Origin of the sequence: Acinetobacter sp. YH12137, from assembly GCF_013418535.1 — a bacterium.
In the GTDB taxonomy this organism is placed as follows: domain Bacteria; phylum Pseudomonadota; class Gammaproteobacteria; order Pseudomonadales; family Moraxellaceae; genus Acinetobacter.
Genome location: NZ_VPBW01000007.1, coordinates 1 through 15,339 on the forward strand (window position 1 = coordinate 1; position 15,339 = coordinate 15,339).

Here is a 15,339-nt window from a genome sequence, read left to right on the forward strand (position 1 = left end):
GAAAATGTATATCGTTGGCAGAAGAAATTATTTAGACCAATTATCAAAAGCTTCATTGATGACTTTATTCTCGATAAAAATCATCTGCTACCACAGAGAATCTTTAAATAATAGTGCGTAAGTCCTATATAAAATTATATTTAGGAAAAATTTTAGTTTATTTAAGTCCGTGTGAAATCAAACGGACTTGACTAGATGCTTAAATAAATCTTCAATTCCACTTTTCTTGATATTTCTCAACCCAATACAGTTTGGTTTCTATACTGTAACTACCATCAGGATTAAGGGAAATGAGGTAATGAATCTCTTTACCTCGACTACGATTACCTTTGCCTTCTGGAACCTGATTCTTATATTTCTCTACTTCTTTAGGGGGATTTAATATAATACGTTTCCATGCTGTGGCTGGAATTTTATCTATACCCTCTTGTTCTGCATTCATTATCGCTAGTCTTTTTTTTGCTGCTGCTTCTCCTTGAGCGTAACGTAATTCTTCAGGAACACCATATCCTTTTTTTATTTGCTCTTCATAAGTCAACCAAGGTACATATTCAATAATAATTTGTTGAGGAACATACCCTTCAGGAGATACCTTACAGCTACTATAAGTTGTAATATATTTTTGATTTTTTATTAAATCTGGAGTCATTGTTAAATTTCTACACTCGGGCCAATTGTTTTTATATATAAATTTTCCTGTCTCATAATGTATAGCGTAACTAATACTATTTTTCATCATTGATGAGCATCCTGTAGCTAACATTATTATATTTATAAGTATGCTCGTTTTAATAAGTTTGACCATTATAAACGCCTGTCTTAGATGAGAAGGTTAAGGCTATTTCGTAGTTAGTTTTAATTTGGTTGAGATAATTGATGATTGAAAATTTTTGTTTTAAGTGATTCTTTATAAGAATAAAATCATTATGAAATACTTGTATGAGGAAACTATAAAATTATTATTTAGATTTTTCTAATATACTTAATTAAGCGACATCCATGTCATCAAATATTAAGTAAATTAATATTCTTAAATCCTTTAAATACTATTTTTAAACTCAAACCTTCTGAATAAACAGCTCTCGATCAAAACGATACTGCGGGAAGAACACGCCATCTTTGGCACGTTCACCAGCACCAATCACCATCACCGGATATTGCTGATCATTCAGGTCCAGAATTTCACGAACCATTGGTTCATCGAAACCTTCCATCATACAGCTATCAAAACCATAAGCACGTAAAGCCAGTACCAGATTTTCACATGCTAGTGCTGTGGTTTTACTTGCCCATAGCTTGGCATCGGCAGGACTAAATGCAGAAACCGGCATTTGTTTATCGAGTGTACGGGCTACTTTGAAAGCGACTTTCTTAAAGTTACCAAAGGCATTCAGATAACCTGTCTTGTAGTTATAGGGAATGTACTTATAGTACTTTTTAATGGCTGGTGGAGCCTCAGGAAATGGAAACTCGCTGATATTCAGTTTTGCCATTTCATCTACACGGTCAGTACGTGCCACACAGACAATCAGTTCTGAAGCTGTTTTAGCAGCAAGCTGGCTCATACATGCTTTAACCAGACGTTTTTTCTTGGAGGAGTTCTGCACCACATAAAATGTCCATGGCTGCAGGTTTGAAGAGTTTGGTGCCAGCAAGGCCAAATCCAGACAGGCATCGAGGACCTCGGCAGGAATTGGCTTTTTAGTGAATTTACGTACAGAACGTCGGCTTTCGATGACCTTTCGGAAATTGTCTACATCAATATCCTGAGGTGCAGGTTCGTAGTAACGTTTCTTTTCAGGATTTGAACTATCGGTTGTTTGAGAAGTCGTTTGGGAGTTTTCATTAGTCATAAGCTAGATTCTTTCAAAAAAATAAAAGATTGAGGCAGTCTAAACTGCCTCAATTAAAAGATAAGTTTCAGAATTAGTTGAATTGTGTGAAATCAGGTTTCCGTTTTTGCATAAACGCCTGAACGGCTTCCGTCATTTCAGGTGAACCCACACGTTTCATAAAGATCTCCGCTTCATCATCAATACACTCGATAATTTCAGCCAGATTATGCTTCATCAGTGCTTTGGTTTGTTTAATAGAAGCCAGGGGTAAAGCGGCAAGAGTTTTTGCCTGTTTTTCAGCAGCGGCATAGACATCTTCCTCAATGCTATTTACCAGACCTGCACCCAATGCTTTTTGACTATTAAATCGCTGTGCAGTAAGCAGTAACTCAGCCGCTTTATGATAGCCAGCTTGTTGTACTAACAGCTTACTTGAAGCGCCTTCAGGCGACAGGCCAAGGCTAACAAATGGAATCTGGAACAGGGCAGTATTGTCACTATAAACCAGATCAGCATGCAGCAGAATCGTTACCCCGATACCAATCGCAACGCCACGAACGGCTGCAATTAAAGGCTTGGAAAATTTTGCAGCGGACTTCAACAGGACAAAAGGAGGGGTATCGCCAGCCTTAGCTTGCAGAGGTGTCTGAATAAACTTCATGAAGTCCTGCATGTCATTGCCGGCACTAAAGTCTGCGTCTTGACCACGTAGAATCACGACACGCACACTACTATCCTGATCCGCTTCATCCAGTGCCTGTGCGATCCATAGATATAGTTCGCCGTAAAGCGCATTTTTTGCCTCAGGACGGTGAATGGCTAAGGTCAATACGCCATGGTCTAAATTCGCATTTAAATGCTGATGCGGTTGTTGAATACAGCTCAGTGTCATCGTACTATCCTTGCTTTATTAATATGAATTTATTGGCGCTTATTATGTCGCAAAAACTTCCCTGCGGCATAACTGATGCGTTCATAAAAGTAAGATGTGCTATGAAGTATAAATTTGATTACCTGGTGTTTATTGGTCGTTTTCAACCTTTCCATCTGGCCCATATGCAAACGATTAAAATTGCCTTGCAGCAGAGCCAGCAGGTGATTCTGGCATTAGGCTCAGCACAGCAAGAACGCAATATTAAAAATCCATTTCTGGCCACTGAGCGTGAAGAAATGATCCTGTCGAATTTTTCTGAAGCAGATCAGAAACGGATTAAATTTGTCCATGTCATTGACGTCTATAATGATGAAAAATGGCAAAAACTGGTGAAATCGCTGGTGTCTGAAGTAGTTGAAGCAGAAGCAAAAGTTGGTCTAATTGGACACTTTAAAGATGAATCTTCTTATTATTTAAGTTTGTTCCCGGAATGGGAAATGGTGGAACTGGATAGCTTGGTTGGCGCTATATCCGCCACTCCTTTACGTGAAGCGTATTATCGCGGTGAAGTGGTGGAATCGGCTTTTCCTTTAGGCACCAGTGAGTTTTTACATAAATTTAAAAATAATGAGATTTATCAACAATTGGTCAACAAGTTTGAACTAAATGATAAAACAAATCTGGGCTAAAACCGTTTTAAGGTAGTGAGTTCATTTGATTGTTAAGGATGAACACAATGAATCTATTCCTGAAAAATATAGCTTATGCGGGTGCTCTATCTGCTATGTGTATATCGGCTGCGTATGCTAAAAGCTGGACATTGACGCCTCAAAGTAGTGTCGGCTTTAGCATTAACTCCTTGGGTTTAAATGTGGTAAAGGGAAATTTTCAAGAGTTCAAGGCAACCATGCAGTTTGATCCCGATCGGCCACAACAGTCATCTACTGAGTTCACTATGCAGGTGGATAGCCTGGAGGTTTCCAAGCCCAGCCTTAAAAATATGATTATGGGTGAGGATCTGTTTCATGCATCGCGCTATAAAACAGTCAATTTCAAAAGTACCCAGTTTAAGCCAAATGGTACGAATCGTTATCAGGTCATGGGTCAACTCACTCTAAGAGGGGCTACTCGACCAGTAGTTTTCGATACCACTCTGACACCGAACAAGGCTAATCCTAATCTACTCGATGTGAAATCCACTACGGTAATTAATCGCTCAGATTTTGGGATGAAGAAAGCCACTGCAGGCGTGGGTGAAAAAGTTAATATTCACCTAATGGGACAGTGGAAAACCCAATAATCTGATATTCAATTTCTGTGAATTCGGCAGGACATCATAGAACTGCTTATTGAATTGGATTATTCATACATTGTTCTGCCTGTTCCAGAATGACTTTGGTTAACTGTTTTAGAGCGGGAGACTGCTGTTTCCAGTGATGCCAATATAAAGGTACATCACAACAGCATTCAGGCAGTATTTCGATCAGTGTCCCATTTTGAATCCGGTCCGCAATTTGATAGTCCGGCACCAAACCATATCCTAATCCAGAAAAAATAGCGTCCGCAAAGGCGGTCGAGGAGGGAATATAGTGAAAAGGAAAACATTGCTGGTTTAAGCCAAATTGAGCTAACAGTAGATGGCTATGTAAATGATCCTGATCATTATAAATCACAGCGGGTGCCTTACGCAGTGATTCCCGGTGAATGCCTTGTTTAAACCAGGAATGCACAAAAGCAGGTGTTGCGACCATTCTATAATGCATCTGCCCAATAAAATAAGCCTTACAGCCCGGCATGGCTTCACTCTCACTGCTAATACAGGCATTGACTTGGCCCTGCTCCAGAAGCTTATGAGTTTCACTTTGAACAGCAACCTGAAGATTCAAAGTGATTTTCTCTGCAAGCAGGGTGGTGTTCAGACAGGGAAATAACCAGGTCGCGAGTGAATCCGCATTTACCGCGATATGAATCGAGCTAAATTCTGCTTTATTTTGACCATTTAATTGCTGGATCAATTGCTGCTGTAACAGGCGTTGATGCTGCAAATAATTCAGTAAGGTTTGACCAGCATTGGTCACTTTACAAGGACGCTCACGTAGCACCAAAACTTGCCCCAAATCTCTTTCCAGATTTTGCACTCTTAAAGTGACTGCCGAAGCCGTTATATTTAATACTTTTGCGGCAGCATCAAAACTTTGGGTTTCTGCAACAGCCAGAAAAGCATCACAGTTTTTAGAATTAAGTGGCATAGCTTACCTAAATAAAATTTAGTCTAAATGATATTTTCTTAATTATATTTAATTGAAAAGAATAACATAGATAATGATCCCCATCTTTATAATTCCATGATATTCCAATGTTAAATGCATATATACAAGGTCTTGCAGTAGGCTTTAGCCTGATTATTGCCATTGGTGCACAAAATGCTTTTGTATTGAAGCAGGGCTTGAAACAGCAGTATGTCTTTGCGATCTGTATGTGTTGTGCCTTATCTGATGCAATATTAATTTTTGCCGGTGTTTTGGGGTTTTCACAATTGATGCTGGTCAATCCGCACTGGATCAATATGGCGAAATATCTGGGTGCAACTTTTCTGGCGATCTATGGCGCTCAGCATTTTTATCAGGCCTGGAAGAATGAGCAGCGTCTGGACACAGATCAAAAAGATGTGCCTTCTTTATATAAGGTTTTGCTGATTTGTTTGATGCTGACCTGGCTCAATCCGCATGTTTATCTGGATGCACTGGTCTTGATTGGTTCTATCTCCACCCAATATTCCAATGCGCAGATACAATTTGCCTTGGGAGCGATTAGTGCGTCCTTTGTATTCTTTTTTGGATTGGGCTATGCAGCACGTTATTTGCAACCTATTTTTCAGCGTCCAAAAGCCTGGAAAATACTGGATGTACTCATTGGCTGTGTAATGTGGTCAATTGCAGTTTCTTTAGTGAACTGAATTGTTCTTTGCAGCAACTCTAAAGAAAAAGGCATGATATTTCTATTCATGCCTTCTTTGATTTTATGAAAGATCTTAAGCAGCCTGTAAAGCTTTCAAATCTTCTAAGACCTGTTCAGCATGGCCAGCGGCTTTTACCTTACGGTATTCTTTGACCAATTTGCCATTATGGAAAATGAAGGTAGAGCGCTCAATGCCCATCACTTTCTTACCATACATATTCTTTTCTTTAATGACATCAAAGTGTTTGCATAACACTTCTTCTTTATCACTGATCAGATTGATAGTCAGATTCTGTTTTTCAGTAAAGTTCTGGTGCACTTTAACCGAATCACGTGATACGCCCAGAATAGTCGTATTGAGCGCATCAAACTGATCTTTTAAACAAGAAAAACCGACTGCCTGAGTGGTACAGCCAGGTGTCGAATCTTTAGGATAAAAATAGATCACCAGCCATTCTGCATCCAGTTGGGCCAGATTAATTTCACCTGTAGTGGTCGGAAAAGTGTGCTCAAGTAAGCTGATCTCAGACATGATCTCTCCAATTTTTCTAAATTTTTTCAAAAAAATAAGCCACATTATAGTGGCTTATCCTAGAAAAACATCCGTCAGGATTATTTCTTTTGAGCGGCTTTATTGGCTTCTGCAGCAAGTGAATTTAATTTACCTGCGAGCTGTGGGCCTACACAAGACTGCACGTTCTGGCTTTGTTTTTTAACAAAGTCTAAAGTAGCAGGGTTTTTCTTCTGGTTAATGGTACTTTGAATCTGCCATTTTTGGGCTTGAGTCAATTTACCTTCCGCATCTACTTCACATGTACAAAGCTTGTTCACATCAGACTGAGTCAGTTTTTTGTACTTCACTGCCTGTTTGTATGGAATAGCACAGGCTTTAATTAAACCGTCACGTACATTTGAACTGCTTCCAGCATTTTTCATGGCAGTTGTGTATTCTTTTTTCATCGCCTCAAATTCTGCTTTTGCCTTAGCTTGATCATTATTTGCAAAAGATGCAGTTGAAAATAGGGCAGACAAAGAGAGTAGGCTAGTCGCAAGTAATTTGGCTTTAATATTCATAATATGGATTTATAACCTTGATCGATTTTAAAGGTAATAACGTGTCGGGTCTTCAACACCTGCATCAGCAAAACCTTGCTTGCGTAAACGACAACTGTCACATGTTCCACACGCACGTCCTTGGGCATCTGCTTGGTAGCAAGATACCGTTTGACTGTAGTCTACGCCATGTTCTAGGCCTAAGCGAATGATATTTGCTTTGGATAAATGTAACAAAGGTGTTTCAAATTTCAGGGCCTGACCTTCGACACCAACCTTGGTTGCAAGGCGTGCCATGTTGGCAAAAGCTTCGATAAATTCCGGGCGGCAGTCTGGATAACCTGAATAATCCACCGCATTAATCCCGATCACAATTGCCTCAGCACCGAACACTTCTGCAGCAGCCAAAGCATAAGATAAGAAGATGGTATTTCGTGCAGGTACATAGGTTACCGGAATACCTTCCTGCAATTGGTCTGGTACCTCAATGCTATGATCAGTAAGGGCTGAGCCGCCTAGGTTACCTAAATCAATATTGATGACACGATGTTCTACACCCGAGCGTTGAGCCAGTGCACGAGCTGCATCAAGTTCTGTAGTAGAGCGTTGGCCATACATAAAACTCAGTGCAATACATTCATAGCGTGCCTGCGCCCAAGCCAGACAGGTTGTTGAATCTAATCCGCCAGATAACAATACAATGGCACGAGGGCGCATAACAAATACTCCAATATAGTAAATTTACAAAAATTAACGACCAGTTTCATCATTCCATAACAACTTGTGCAGCTGCAGCTGGAAACGAACAGGGAGATGGTCTTCTAAAATCCATTGAGCCAGATCACGTGCCAATTGTGGCAAGCGTGCAGCTCCTTTTTCAACTGCAAATGCAGGGGAGAACCAGACTGTACTGACTTTTTCATTCAACTGGTACTGTTCTACCTGCTGTTTTGACCATTCATAATCTTCACGATTACAGATCACAAACTTAATCTGGTCATGCTGAGTCAAATGATCCAGATTTGTAAGCAAATTTCGTGCAACTTCACCTGAAGTTGGCGTTTTTAAATCCAGAACTTTGGATACCCGTGCATCCACTTTAGAAACATCTAATGCACCACTGGTTTCTAAAGAGACTTCACAGCCTAAATCTGCAAGTCGCTGTATCAGAGGTAGGGCGTTCGGTTGCGCTAATGGTTCACCACCGGTCACACAGACATAAGGCGTTTTAAAATCAAGCGTGGTCTGGATGATGTCATCTAAAGATTTACGCTCGCCACCTTCAAAAGAATAGGTAGTATCACAATACGTACAGCGCAGTGGACATCCGGTTAAGCGGATAAATACGGTCGGTAAACCTGCAGTATTGGCTTCACCTTGTAATGAATAGAAGATCTCCGTAATGCGTAAGCCCGCAGACGGATCAGAAACTGGAATTGCGGAAGATCGAAGCGTATTCATAACAACATTAACCACTGAAAAATAAATAACAATGTATAAAAATAAAAATCCCTACGATCATTGCTGACCGTAGAGACGAGGAGCGGTTGAAGCTCCGAGGAACACAAATGTGTCCTCTAGGTTAAGACATCTTAGTCTTCGCGAAGCAGATCGTTCAGGCTAGTTTTAGCACGAGTTTTCGCATCTACTTTTTTCACGATTACAGCTGCATATAAGCTGTATTTACCGCATTTAGATGGCAGGCTGCCTGATACCACAACAGAACCAGCAGGTACGCGGCCATAATGAATTTCGCCAGTTTCACGGTCATAAATCTTGGTGGATTGACCAATGAATACGCCCATTGAAATGACAGAACCTTCTTCAACGATTACGCCTTCAACGATTTCAGAACGTGCACCGATGAAACAGTTATCTTCAATAATAGTTGGATTAGCTTGAAGCGGTTCAAGAACACCACCGATTCCTACACCACCAGACAAGTGAACATTTTTACCGATTTGAGCACATGAACCTACAGTTGCCCAAGTATCGACCATTGTACCTTCATCTACATAAGCACCGATGTTCACATAAGAAGGCATCAGTACCACGTTTTTCGCCTGGAAAGAACCTTTACGCGCTACCGCCGGAGGAACAACACGTACGCCAGCAGCTTTAAACTGCTCGTCAGTCCAGTCAGAGAATTTAGTATCTACTTTGTCGTAGAAGCGAAGATCACAAGCTTCCATTGGTTTGTTATCGTTTAATTTAAATGATAACAATACCGCTTTCTTAATCCATTGATGAACAACCCATTCACCTTCGATTTTTTCAGCAACACGTAAAGTACCATTGTCCAGGCCAGCAATTACTTCCTCAACTGCTTGACGGATTTCAGCAGGACAGTCTGCTGCTGTGAAATTCGCACGGTCTTCAAACGCTTGTTCAATGATTGTTGAAAGCTGAGACATGATCTTCCTTCCAGAAAAAAATTTCCGATATTTTACACTATATTGCTCTAAAAAGATGGAAAACTAGGAAGGGTGCTGAATTAAATTCGCAAGTAAAGTGATTAGTATCCTTTTCGTATTTTAGATATGTACAAACATTGTTTAAAAAAGGCTTATCATTCAACAAGAAAAATTAATATGTATCAAAAAATAACAAAAGCTCAGCAAAACACGAATAAAAAATATTCATTGACTCCTTTATATTGAGCTCATCACGAATAACTAATGATGAAAAAAAAGTTCTTTTGAGGAGAGAAATAATGAAAGCTTTATATCAACTTTTAGCAGTATCCGTTCTAGCTGCCACAGCTGGATCTGTCATGGCTGCTGATGAAACAATCGTAACAGATGAAGGCGTAGCTGAATTCTCTTTCTTTAAACCTGCAGCTGTTCGTGCTGAAGTCGGTACTACCGGTTACGGTGGCGCGATCTCTTGGAATGCTAACCCTTATGTAGGTGTTACTCTAGGTTATAATGGTGGTGATATTTCTTGGACTGATGATTTATCAATCAACGGTAATAAATATGACCTGGATATGGACAATAACCTGACTTATTTGAACGCTGAAATTCGTCCTTGGGCGAACTGGTTCTATATGGCAGCAGGTGTGGCTTATATCGATAATGATTATGGTCTAGAACGTCGTCCGGGTACTAATGCGTCATTTACTGTAGATGGTTCACGTTTTAATGCAGGCACAACAGATGTTCGTATTAATGGTGATTTATCTTACAAAAACAATATCGCACCTTATGTAGGTCTTGGTTTCTCTCCAGCAATCACTAACCGTTGGGGTGTATTTGGTGAAATCGGTGCATACTACAATGGTAATCCTACTGTAAGTTTAGATGCTAATACAGCAGCTTTAGGTTTGGTTGGTGATGATGGCCGTACTTTAGCAGAAGCATTAGCTGAAGAACGTCGTGAAATTCGTGAAGATAATAAATACGAATGGCTTCCAGTAGCGAAACTGGGTGTAAGTTTCCGCTTCTAAGCTGTAGCTGCTAAGCCTAATAAAAAAAACGAGCTTCGGCTCGTTTTTTTTGTTTATTAAAAGCTATTGAAAATGATAGCCCAACTTCATACCGACGACCCAAACATCATTATCATCCACTGCAGATAAGCCTACGAACTGGGGTATAACAGCGTTTGAATTTGTTTTAGGCTTCTGGAATTTTAAATAATACAGTCCTGTAGCAATATCCCAGTGTTTTTGAAAATTCTGAAAATAGCCTAAACCAACTCCCCAATAACCATCACTCGGATTCAAGGTAGAAGCTGGATTTCCCGTACCTGAGTCCCATAGAATTTCAAAAGAATTAATCATAGAAGAAGGCCATTGATGGGCGATTCCAAATTTGGCCGACCATTGATCCTCTTGATAATCGATCATCTTGATATCTTTCACTTCAGGAAACTCCAGGGCGGCATAATCAATCACTGTACCGAATTTCGGCGGTTGAATGACAAAATCTTGCCAATTTACCCACCGTAAACCCGCATAAAAAATATTCTGGGAGGGAAGTCCGCTCTGAATATCTAAATTAATAGATTGAGGTGTTTGTATTTTCGTAAAGCTGGGCGTAGTTGTGCCGACTATAAGTGATTCTGTGATTTGCAGTTGATGATTTATGGCTGAACGATAAGTCAGCGAACTTCTAAAGAAATACTCAGGAGTTTGATAGCTCATTCCAGCGAGCCAACCCCAGTCAGCATTTTGTTCAAGCTGAACGTGATAACCATTAAAGACTGAAAAAGATTCACCTACCAAACTTAAATTACCTTCTAAGGTCTGATAACTCAGTCCTGCATAGAGATTCCAGTTTGGATCAGGCTGATATCCAAGAATGGAAGTCAGATTATGACTATCAAACTCAATATCGGCTGCTTCAATCTTTGTAGGTTCACCTGCAAAAATTGGACTATATTGATATGCAATATCGACATGGAAGGGCTGATCATAAATGAGTCCCCAAGAGATCTTTGGATGAAGTTGTAATTTTAATGCAGCATTCGCAACCAGTTGATTATTCGCAAGCTGACCCGTGGAAAAATCCTGAATACCTAATTGTTCTAATACTTCGGTATGCTGTACTTGACCGCTAACATTAGGATTCGTCCAGGCAAATGAGACTTCGGCATAATGATCCTTTTCAAAAAAGGACTGGATGGTTTGATTGGATTGTTCAAAAGCTGCTGCGAAACTTGTCCCGGAAAAAATCAGTCCACATCCCAAGAGGGAAAATTTGTAGCTCATCATTAATATAATTTATTTATTGAATTATATTGTAATTATGCTTGATTTTTAATGAAATAATCTACGGTTAAAATTAAAAAAAGAGGCAATACGCCTCTTCAAGTTAGAAAATTCAATCCATATTATTCATCTGGATAAGCCACTTTTTTCAGTGCCTTGATGTCCGCATCTGGTGAGCATAAAGAAATAAACTCATAACCATAACCACGTAATAAGTGGCCTTTACGTACGGCGATCCAGGTAGTATTTACTCCGAAAATATCGGTTTTAATCTGTTTCAGACGATAGTCACGTTCTGGATCATAAGCCAGATCATTGACAATGCCGACACCCATGTTGAGCTCGACATAAGTTTTAATCACATCGGCATCCAGAGCTGACATGACAATATCAACATCTACACCGGCTTCTTCAAAGGCTGAGTCGATTTTAGAACGGCCAGTAAAACCACCATGATAAGTAATAATCGGATAGCCAGCGAGGTCTTCAATACGTACCTGTTCTTTGCTATTTAGCGGGTGATTTTGCGGCGTAATAATACTGTGCTGCCAGTTGTAATAAGGCACACTCGCCAGATTTTCTTCAGTCGTTAAGGCTTCAGTCGCAATCCCGATATCTGCTTCACCCTGAAGTAGCATTTCAGTAATTTCCATTGGACTGGCTTGTTGCAAAATCAGATGAACTTTCGGAAATTCTTTTTTGAACTGATTCACGATCGGCGGTAATACATAACGTGCTTGGGTATGCGTCGTTGCAATCGTTAATGTACCTTCATCGACCTTGTTAAAGTCATCTGCAAGACGTTTAATATTGTCTGCATCAACCAGCATACGTTCTACAATACCAAGAAGTGCCTGACCTGGTTCAGTCAGTCCTAATAGGCGTTTACCTTTACGGATAAATAGCTGTACACCAAGCTCATCTTCTAAATCTTTAATATGCTTACTGACACCTGACTGCGAAGTGTAAAGCGCGGCTGAAGCTTCAGTTAAGTTAAAATTCTGTCTAACAGTTTCTCGAATAATTCTTAATTGTTGGAAATTCATAATTCTTTACCCTATAAGAGGATGGGGCATTTAAAAGCCCCATCTTGCAGCCTTACGCGACCTGGTTTTCAAATAAATGCAGATTTAATGCACTCAACCAAACAGTTTGATCCGGACGGAATTGATGAGCGCGGGCTTCTTCTGGTGTCAGTGAAATTTCAATCAGATTGCCTTGGCGGTCATTCAATTCTGCAACGACTTTTCCTGCAATCCAGAGTTCACGAATGAACGTGGCCTGAATCGCATTTTCTTGTGGTTGTACATGAATACGCAGTTCATCCGGGCGAGCGAAGACAATGACATTACCCTGAGCTGCCTGTTTAGCGGCATCGAACTGAATACGGTCTTCACCTAGCTGAATGATGCCGCCATTATTCTGGCCTTCGAAACGGTTAGCTTGTCCCAGGAAGTCAAACACGAATGGTGTTTTCGGTGTTTCATACACTTCACGTGGTGAACCGATCTGTTCCACATTACCTTTGTTCATCACTACGATTTGATCTGCAACTTCTAAGGCTTCTTCCTGATCGTGAGTGACGAAAATTGAAGTAATGTGCAGTTCATCATGCAGGGTACGTAACCAGCGGCGCAGTTCTTTACGGACTTTGGCATCTAGCGCGCCGAACGGTTCATCCAGTAACAGTACACGTGGCTCAACGGCTAGTGCACGAGCCAAAGCAATACGCTGACGCTGACCACCAGAAAGCTGAGCCGGATAACGGTCAGCCAGGAAGCCAAGTTGTACCAGATCAAGCAAGCGGGTCACGCGTTTTTTAATTTCAGCTTCTGATGGACGAGTAGAGCGTGGACGGACACGTAGACCAAATGCCACGTTGTCAAACACAGTCATGTGACGGAACAGGGCATAGTGCTGGAATACAAAACCCACTTCACGTTCACGAACGTGAACATTGGTTGCATCCTGACCTTCCAGAATCACCTGACCACCGTCAGCAGATTCCAGACCTGCAATGATACGCAATAGGGTAGTTTTACCACAGCCTGACGGGCCGAGCAGGGCAACCAGCTGACCATCCGGGAAATCCAGAGAAATGTTTTTCAGTGCATGGAATGCACCAAAGTGTTTTTCAATATTTTTAACTTGAATACTCATGTGGGCATTCCTTAAGAAACTGTTGAATCATCATTACGTTTGTCTTGTTTTTCCTGGCGCAGTTCGACCCAGGTTTTCAGAACCAGAGTCACAATTGCGAGGAGAGCCAGGAGCGATGACACGGCAAACGCAGCGCTAAAGGTATATTCGTTATATAGAATTTCGACGTGTAGCGGCAAAGTATTGGTTTCACCACGAATATGGCCAGAAACCACTGATACTGCACCGAACTCACCCATGGCGCGGGCATTACACAGAATTACGCCGTAAATCAGACCCCATTTGATATTTGGCAGGGTCACTTTCCAGAAGGTTTGCCAGCCAGATGCACCGAGTACAATCGCAGCTTCTTCTTCTTCAGTACCTTGCGCTTCCATTAAAGGGATCAGCTCACGTGCTACAAAAGGTACGGTAATAAATACAGTCGCTAAAACAATCGCAGGAACGGCGTAAAGGATCTTGATGTCATTATCCATCAACCAGCCACCCATCCAGCCTTGAGTACCGAAAATCAATACCAGCATCAAACCTGCAATAACAGGTGATACCGAGAAAGGCATATCGATAATGGTGGTTAAAACTGATTTACCTGGGAAGTTAAACTTCGCCACTGACCAGGCTGCAGCTACGCCGAATACTACATTCATCGGTACTGCGATCACAGCCGTTAGTAAAGTCAGTTTGACCGCAGATAAAGTATCTGGATGAACAAGGGCTTGCGTATATACGCCAACCCCTTGTTTAAATGCTTCAACAAAGACCAGAACCAAAGGCAGGATCAGGCAGCTTAAAAAGAAGATTAGTGCAATCGCAATCAGGGTATAACGTACCCAGGTCGGCTCACGAGTCGCATCGCGGGATTGCAGCTTTTCAGCCAGCGCATTGCTGTTGGTATTTAAACTCATCGTGCAGTTCTCCCGGTACGGCGGCTCGCCCAAGCTTGCAATAAGTTAATCAGGAAGAGCATTACAAAGGAAATGAGCAGCATCACTACAGCAATTGTGGTCGCACCGGCATAGTCATATTCTTCCAGACGGGAAATAATCATTAATGGCGCAATTTCAGTTTCAAAGGGCTGATTACCGGCAATGAAAATGACCGAGCCATATTCACCGACACCACGTGCAAAGGCCAAAGCAAAACCTGTGATCAGTGCTGGCAGCAGAATCGGGAAAATGACTTTGGTGACGATCTGAAAACGGTTTGCACCGAGTGCAGAAGCCGCTTCTTCCAGTTCAGTTTCTAAATCAGAAAGAACCGGCTGTACCGTACGGACCACAAAAGGAATACCGATAAAGATCAAGGCCAGGGTAATACCGATCGGGGTATAAGCCACCTTGATGCCGATTGGATCTAAATACTGACCAATCCAGCCAGTCGGTGCATATAAAGAAGTCAGAGCAATACCGGCAACTGCGGTTGGCAGGGCAAAAGGCAGATCGACCAGTGCATCGACAATACGTTTGCCCGGAAAGCTATAACGCACCAGACACCATGCCAGTAACAGGCCAAAAACTACATTAATCAAAGCAGCAATAATGGCTGAACTGAAGCTTAGCTGTAATGATTTCAAGATACGTTCAGAGCTCAGGATTTCCCATAAGCCTTCCCAGCCAATGCCGAGTGATTTAATAAAAACGGCAGATAGCGGGATCAGAACGATTAATGACAAATACGCTAGGGTAAAGCCTAGAGAAAGACCAAATCCTGGCAGCACTCGGGATCGCTGCGACATGATTACTCCTCAA

The 15,339-nt window shown here is 41.3% G+C and carries 18 protein-coding genes and 1 pseudogene; 5 read left to right on the forward strand and 14 right to left on the reverse strand.

The genetic code is table 11. The annotated features are described in order from the left end of the window. A pseudogene (locus FTU72_RS05355) lies at positions 1-111 on the forward strand (IS701 family transposase); the annotation flags it as partial. A 100-nt stretch (positions 112-211) separates the two neighbouring features. On the opposite strand, the gene FTU72_RS05360 reads toward FTU72_RS05355, so the two are convergent. The 3 genes from FTU72_RS05360 to FTU72_RS05370 form a co-directional block, all read right to left on the reverse strand. Then, positions 212-805: a hypothetical protein gene (locus FTU72_RS05360; RefSeq protein ID WP_180010690.1), complete on the reverse strand. Its 594-nt coding sequence runs from the start codon at positions 803-805 to the stop codon at positions 212-214. 253 nt (positions 806-1,058) lie between these two features. Next, positions 1,059-1,853, reverse strand: a complete 795-nt coding sequence (locus FTU72_RS05365; protein WP_180010692.1) for a nitroreductase family protein — start codon at positions 1,851-1,853, stop codon at positions 1,059-1,061. 73 nt (positions 1,854-1,926) lie between these two features. Further along, positions 1,927-2,727, reverse strand: coding sequence for an enoyl-CoA hydratase (locus FTU72_RS05370; protein WP_180010693.1), 801 nt, complete (start codon positions 2,725-2,727; stop codon positions 1,927-1,929). A 101-nt stretch (positions 2,728-2,828) separates the two neighbouring features. On the opposite strand from FTU72_RS05370, the gene FTU72_RS05375 reads away from it, so the two are divergent. Next, positions 2,829-3,398: a nicotinate-nicotinamide nucleotide adenylyltransferase gene (locus FTU72_RS05375; RefSeq protein WP_004784571.1), complete on the forward strand. Its 570-nt coding sequence runs from the start codon at positions 2,829-2,831 to the stop codon at positions 3,396-3,398. Between the two features lie 47 nt (positions 3,399-3,445). Then, positions 3,446-4,009, forward strand: a complete 564-nt coding sequence (locus tag FTU72_RS05380) for a YceI family protein (RefSeq protein WP_180010736.1) — start codon at positions 3,446-3,448, stop codon at positions 4,007-4,009. Positions 4,010-4,055: 46 nt separating this feature from the next. On the opposite strand, the gene FTU72_RS05385 is transcribed toward FTU72_RS05380, so the two are convergent. Continuing rightward, complete coding sequence (locus FTU72_RS05385) at positions 4,056-4,958, reverse strand: LysR family transcriptional regulator ArgP (protein WP_180002801.1); 903 nt, start codon at positions 4,956-4,958, stop codon at positions 4,056-4,058. A 107-nt stretch (positions 4,959-5,065) separates the two neighbouring features. On the opposite strand from FTU72_RS05385, the gene FTU72_RS05390 reads away from it, so the two are divergent. After that, positions 5,066-5,665 (forward strand): LysE/ArgO family amino acid transporter, encoded by a 600-nt coding sequence (locus FTU72_RS05390; protein WP_166138351.1) that lies wholly within the window; start codon positions 5,066-5,068, stop codon positions 5,663-5,665. A 75-nt stretch (positions 5,666-5,740) separates the two neighbouring features. Here FTU72_RS05390 and FTU72_RS05395 read toward each other — a convergent pair whose 3' ends face one another. From FTU72_RS05395 to dapD, 5 genes are all read right to left on the reverse strand, one after another. After that, positions 5,741-6,199 (reverse strand): peroxiredoxin, encoded by a 459-nt coding sequence (locus FTU72_RS05395; RefSeq protein WP_180010697.1) that lies wholly within the window; start codon positions 6,197-6,199, stop codon positions 5,741-5,743. Positions 6,200-6,279: 80 nt separating this feature from the next. Next, on the reverse strand, positions 6,280-6,741 hold the full coding sequence (locus FTU72_RS05400) for a hypothetical protein (protein WP_034171206.1): 462 nt from the start codon (positions 6,739-6,741) through the stop codon (positions 6,280-6,282). Positions 6,742-6,768: 27 nt separating this feature from the next. Beyond that, the gene (queC, locus tag FTU72_RS05405; protein ID WP_180010699.1) at positions 6,769-7,437 is read right to left on the reverse strand and encodes a 7-cyano-7-deazaguanine synthase QueC; all 669 of its coding nucleotides are present in this window, start codon (positions 7,435-7,437) and stop codon (positions 6,769-6,771) included. Between the two features lie 33 nt (positions 7,438-7,470). Then, positions 7,471-8,181, reverse strand: a complete 711-nt coding sequence (gene queE, locus FTU72_RS05410; protein WP_159124056.1) for a 7-carboxy-7-deazaguanine synthase QueE — start codon at positions 8,179-8,181, stop codon at positions 7,471-7,473. 131 nt (positions 8,182-8,312) lie between these two features. Then, positions 8,313-9,134 carry a 2,3,4,5-tetrahydropyridine-2,6-dicarboxylate N-succinyltransferase gene (gene dapD / locus FTU72_RS05415; protein WP_004784553.1) on the reverse strand — a complete coding sequence of 274 codons (822 nt, stop codon included), beginning with the start codon at positions 9,132-9,134 and terminating at the stop codon, positions 8,313-8,315. Positions 9,135-9,433: 299 nt separating this feature from the next. On the opposite strand from dapD, the gene carO reads away from it, so the two are divergent. Continuing rightward, positions 9,434-10,168 (forward strand): ornithine uptake porin CarO, encoded by a 735-nt coding sequence (carO, locus tag FTU72_RS05420; protein WP_180010701.1) that lies wholly within the window; start codon positions 9,434-9,436, stop codon positions 10,166-10,168. A gap of 63 nt (positions 10,169-10,231) precedes the next feature. Here the strand turns inward: carO and FTU72_RS05425 are convergent, their stop codons facing one another. The 5 genes from FTU72_RS05425 to cysT all read right to left on the reverse strand — a co-directional run bounded on the left by FTU72_RS05425 (position 10,232) and on the right by cysT (position 15,326). Next, positions 10,232-11,434, reverse strand: a complete 1,203-nt coding sequence (locus FTU72_RS05425) for an outer membrane protein transport protein (RefSeq protein WP_180010703.1) — start codon at positions 11,432-11,434, stop codon at positions 10,232-10,234. Between the two features lie 119 nt (positions 11,435-11,553). Further along, a complete protein-coding gene (locus FTU72_RS05430; protein ID WP_004784546.1) occupies positions 11,554-12,477 on the reverse strand; it encodes a CysB family HTH-type transcriptional regulator in 924 nt (307 codons plus the stop codon). Positions 12,478-12,529: 52 nt separating this feature from the next. Continuing rightward, complete coding sequence (locus tag FTU72_RS05435) at positions 12,530-13,591, reverse strand: sulfate/molybdate ABC transporter ATP-binding protein (RefSeq protein WP_159124059.1); 1,062 nt, start codon at positions 13,589-13,591, stop codon at positions 12,530-12,532. A gap of 11 nt (positions 13,592-13,602) precedes the next feature. Beyond that, positions 13,603-14,496 carry a sulfate ABC transporter permease subunit CysW gene (cysW, locus tag FTU72_RS05440; RefSeq protein WP_180010705.1) on the reverse strand — a complete coding sequence of 298 codons (894 nt, stop codon included), beginning with the start codon at positions 14,494-14,496 and terminating at the stop codon, positions 13,603-13,605. Next, positions 14,493-15,326: a sulfate ABC transporter permease subunit CysT gene (gene cysT / locus FTU72_RS05445; RefSeq protein WP_004784537.1), complete on the reverse strand. Its 834-nt coding sequence runs from the start codon at positions 15,324-15,326 to the stop codon at positions 14,493-14,495. Before cysT ends, cysW begins: the two co-directional genes overlap by 4 nt. Positions 15,327-15,339: the final 13 nt, after the last annotated feature.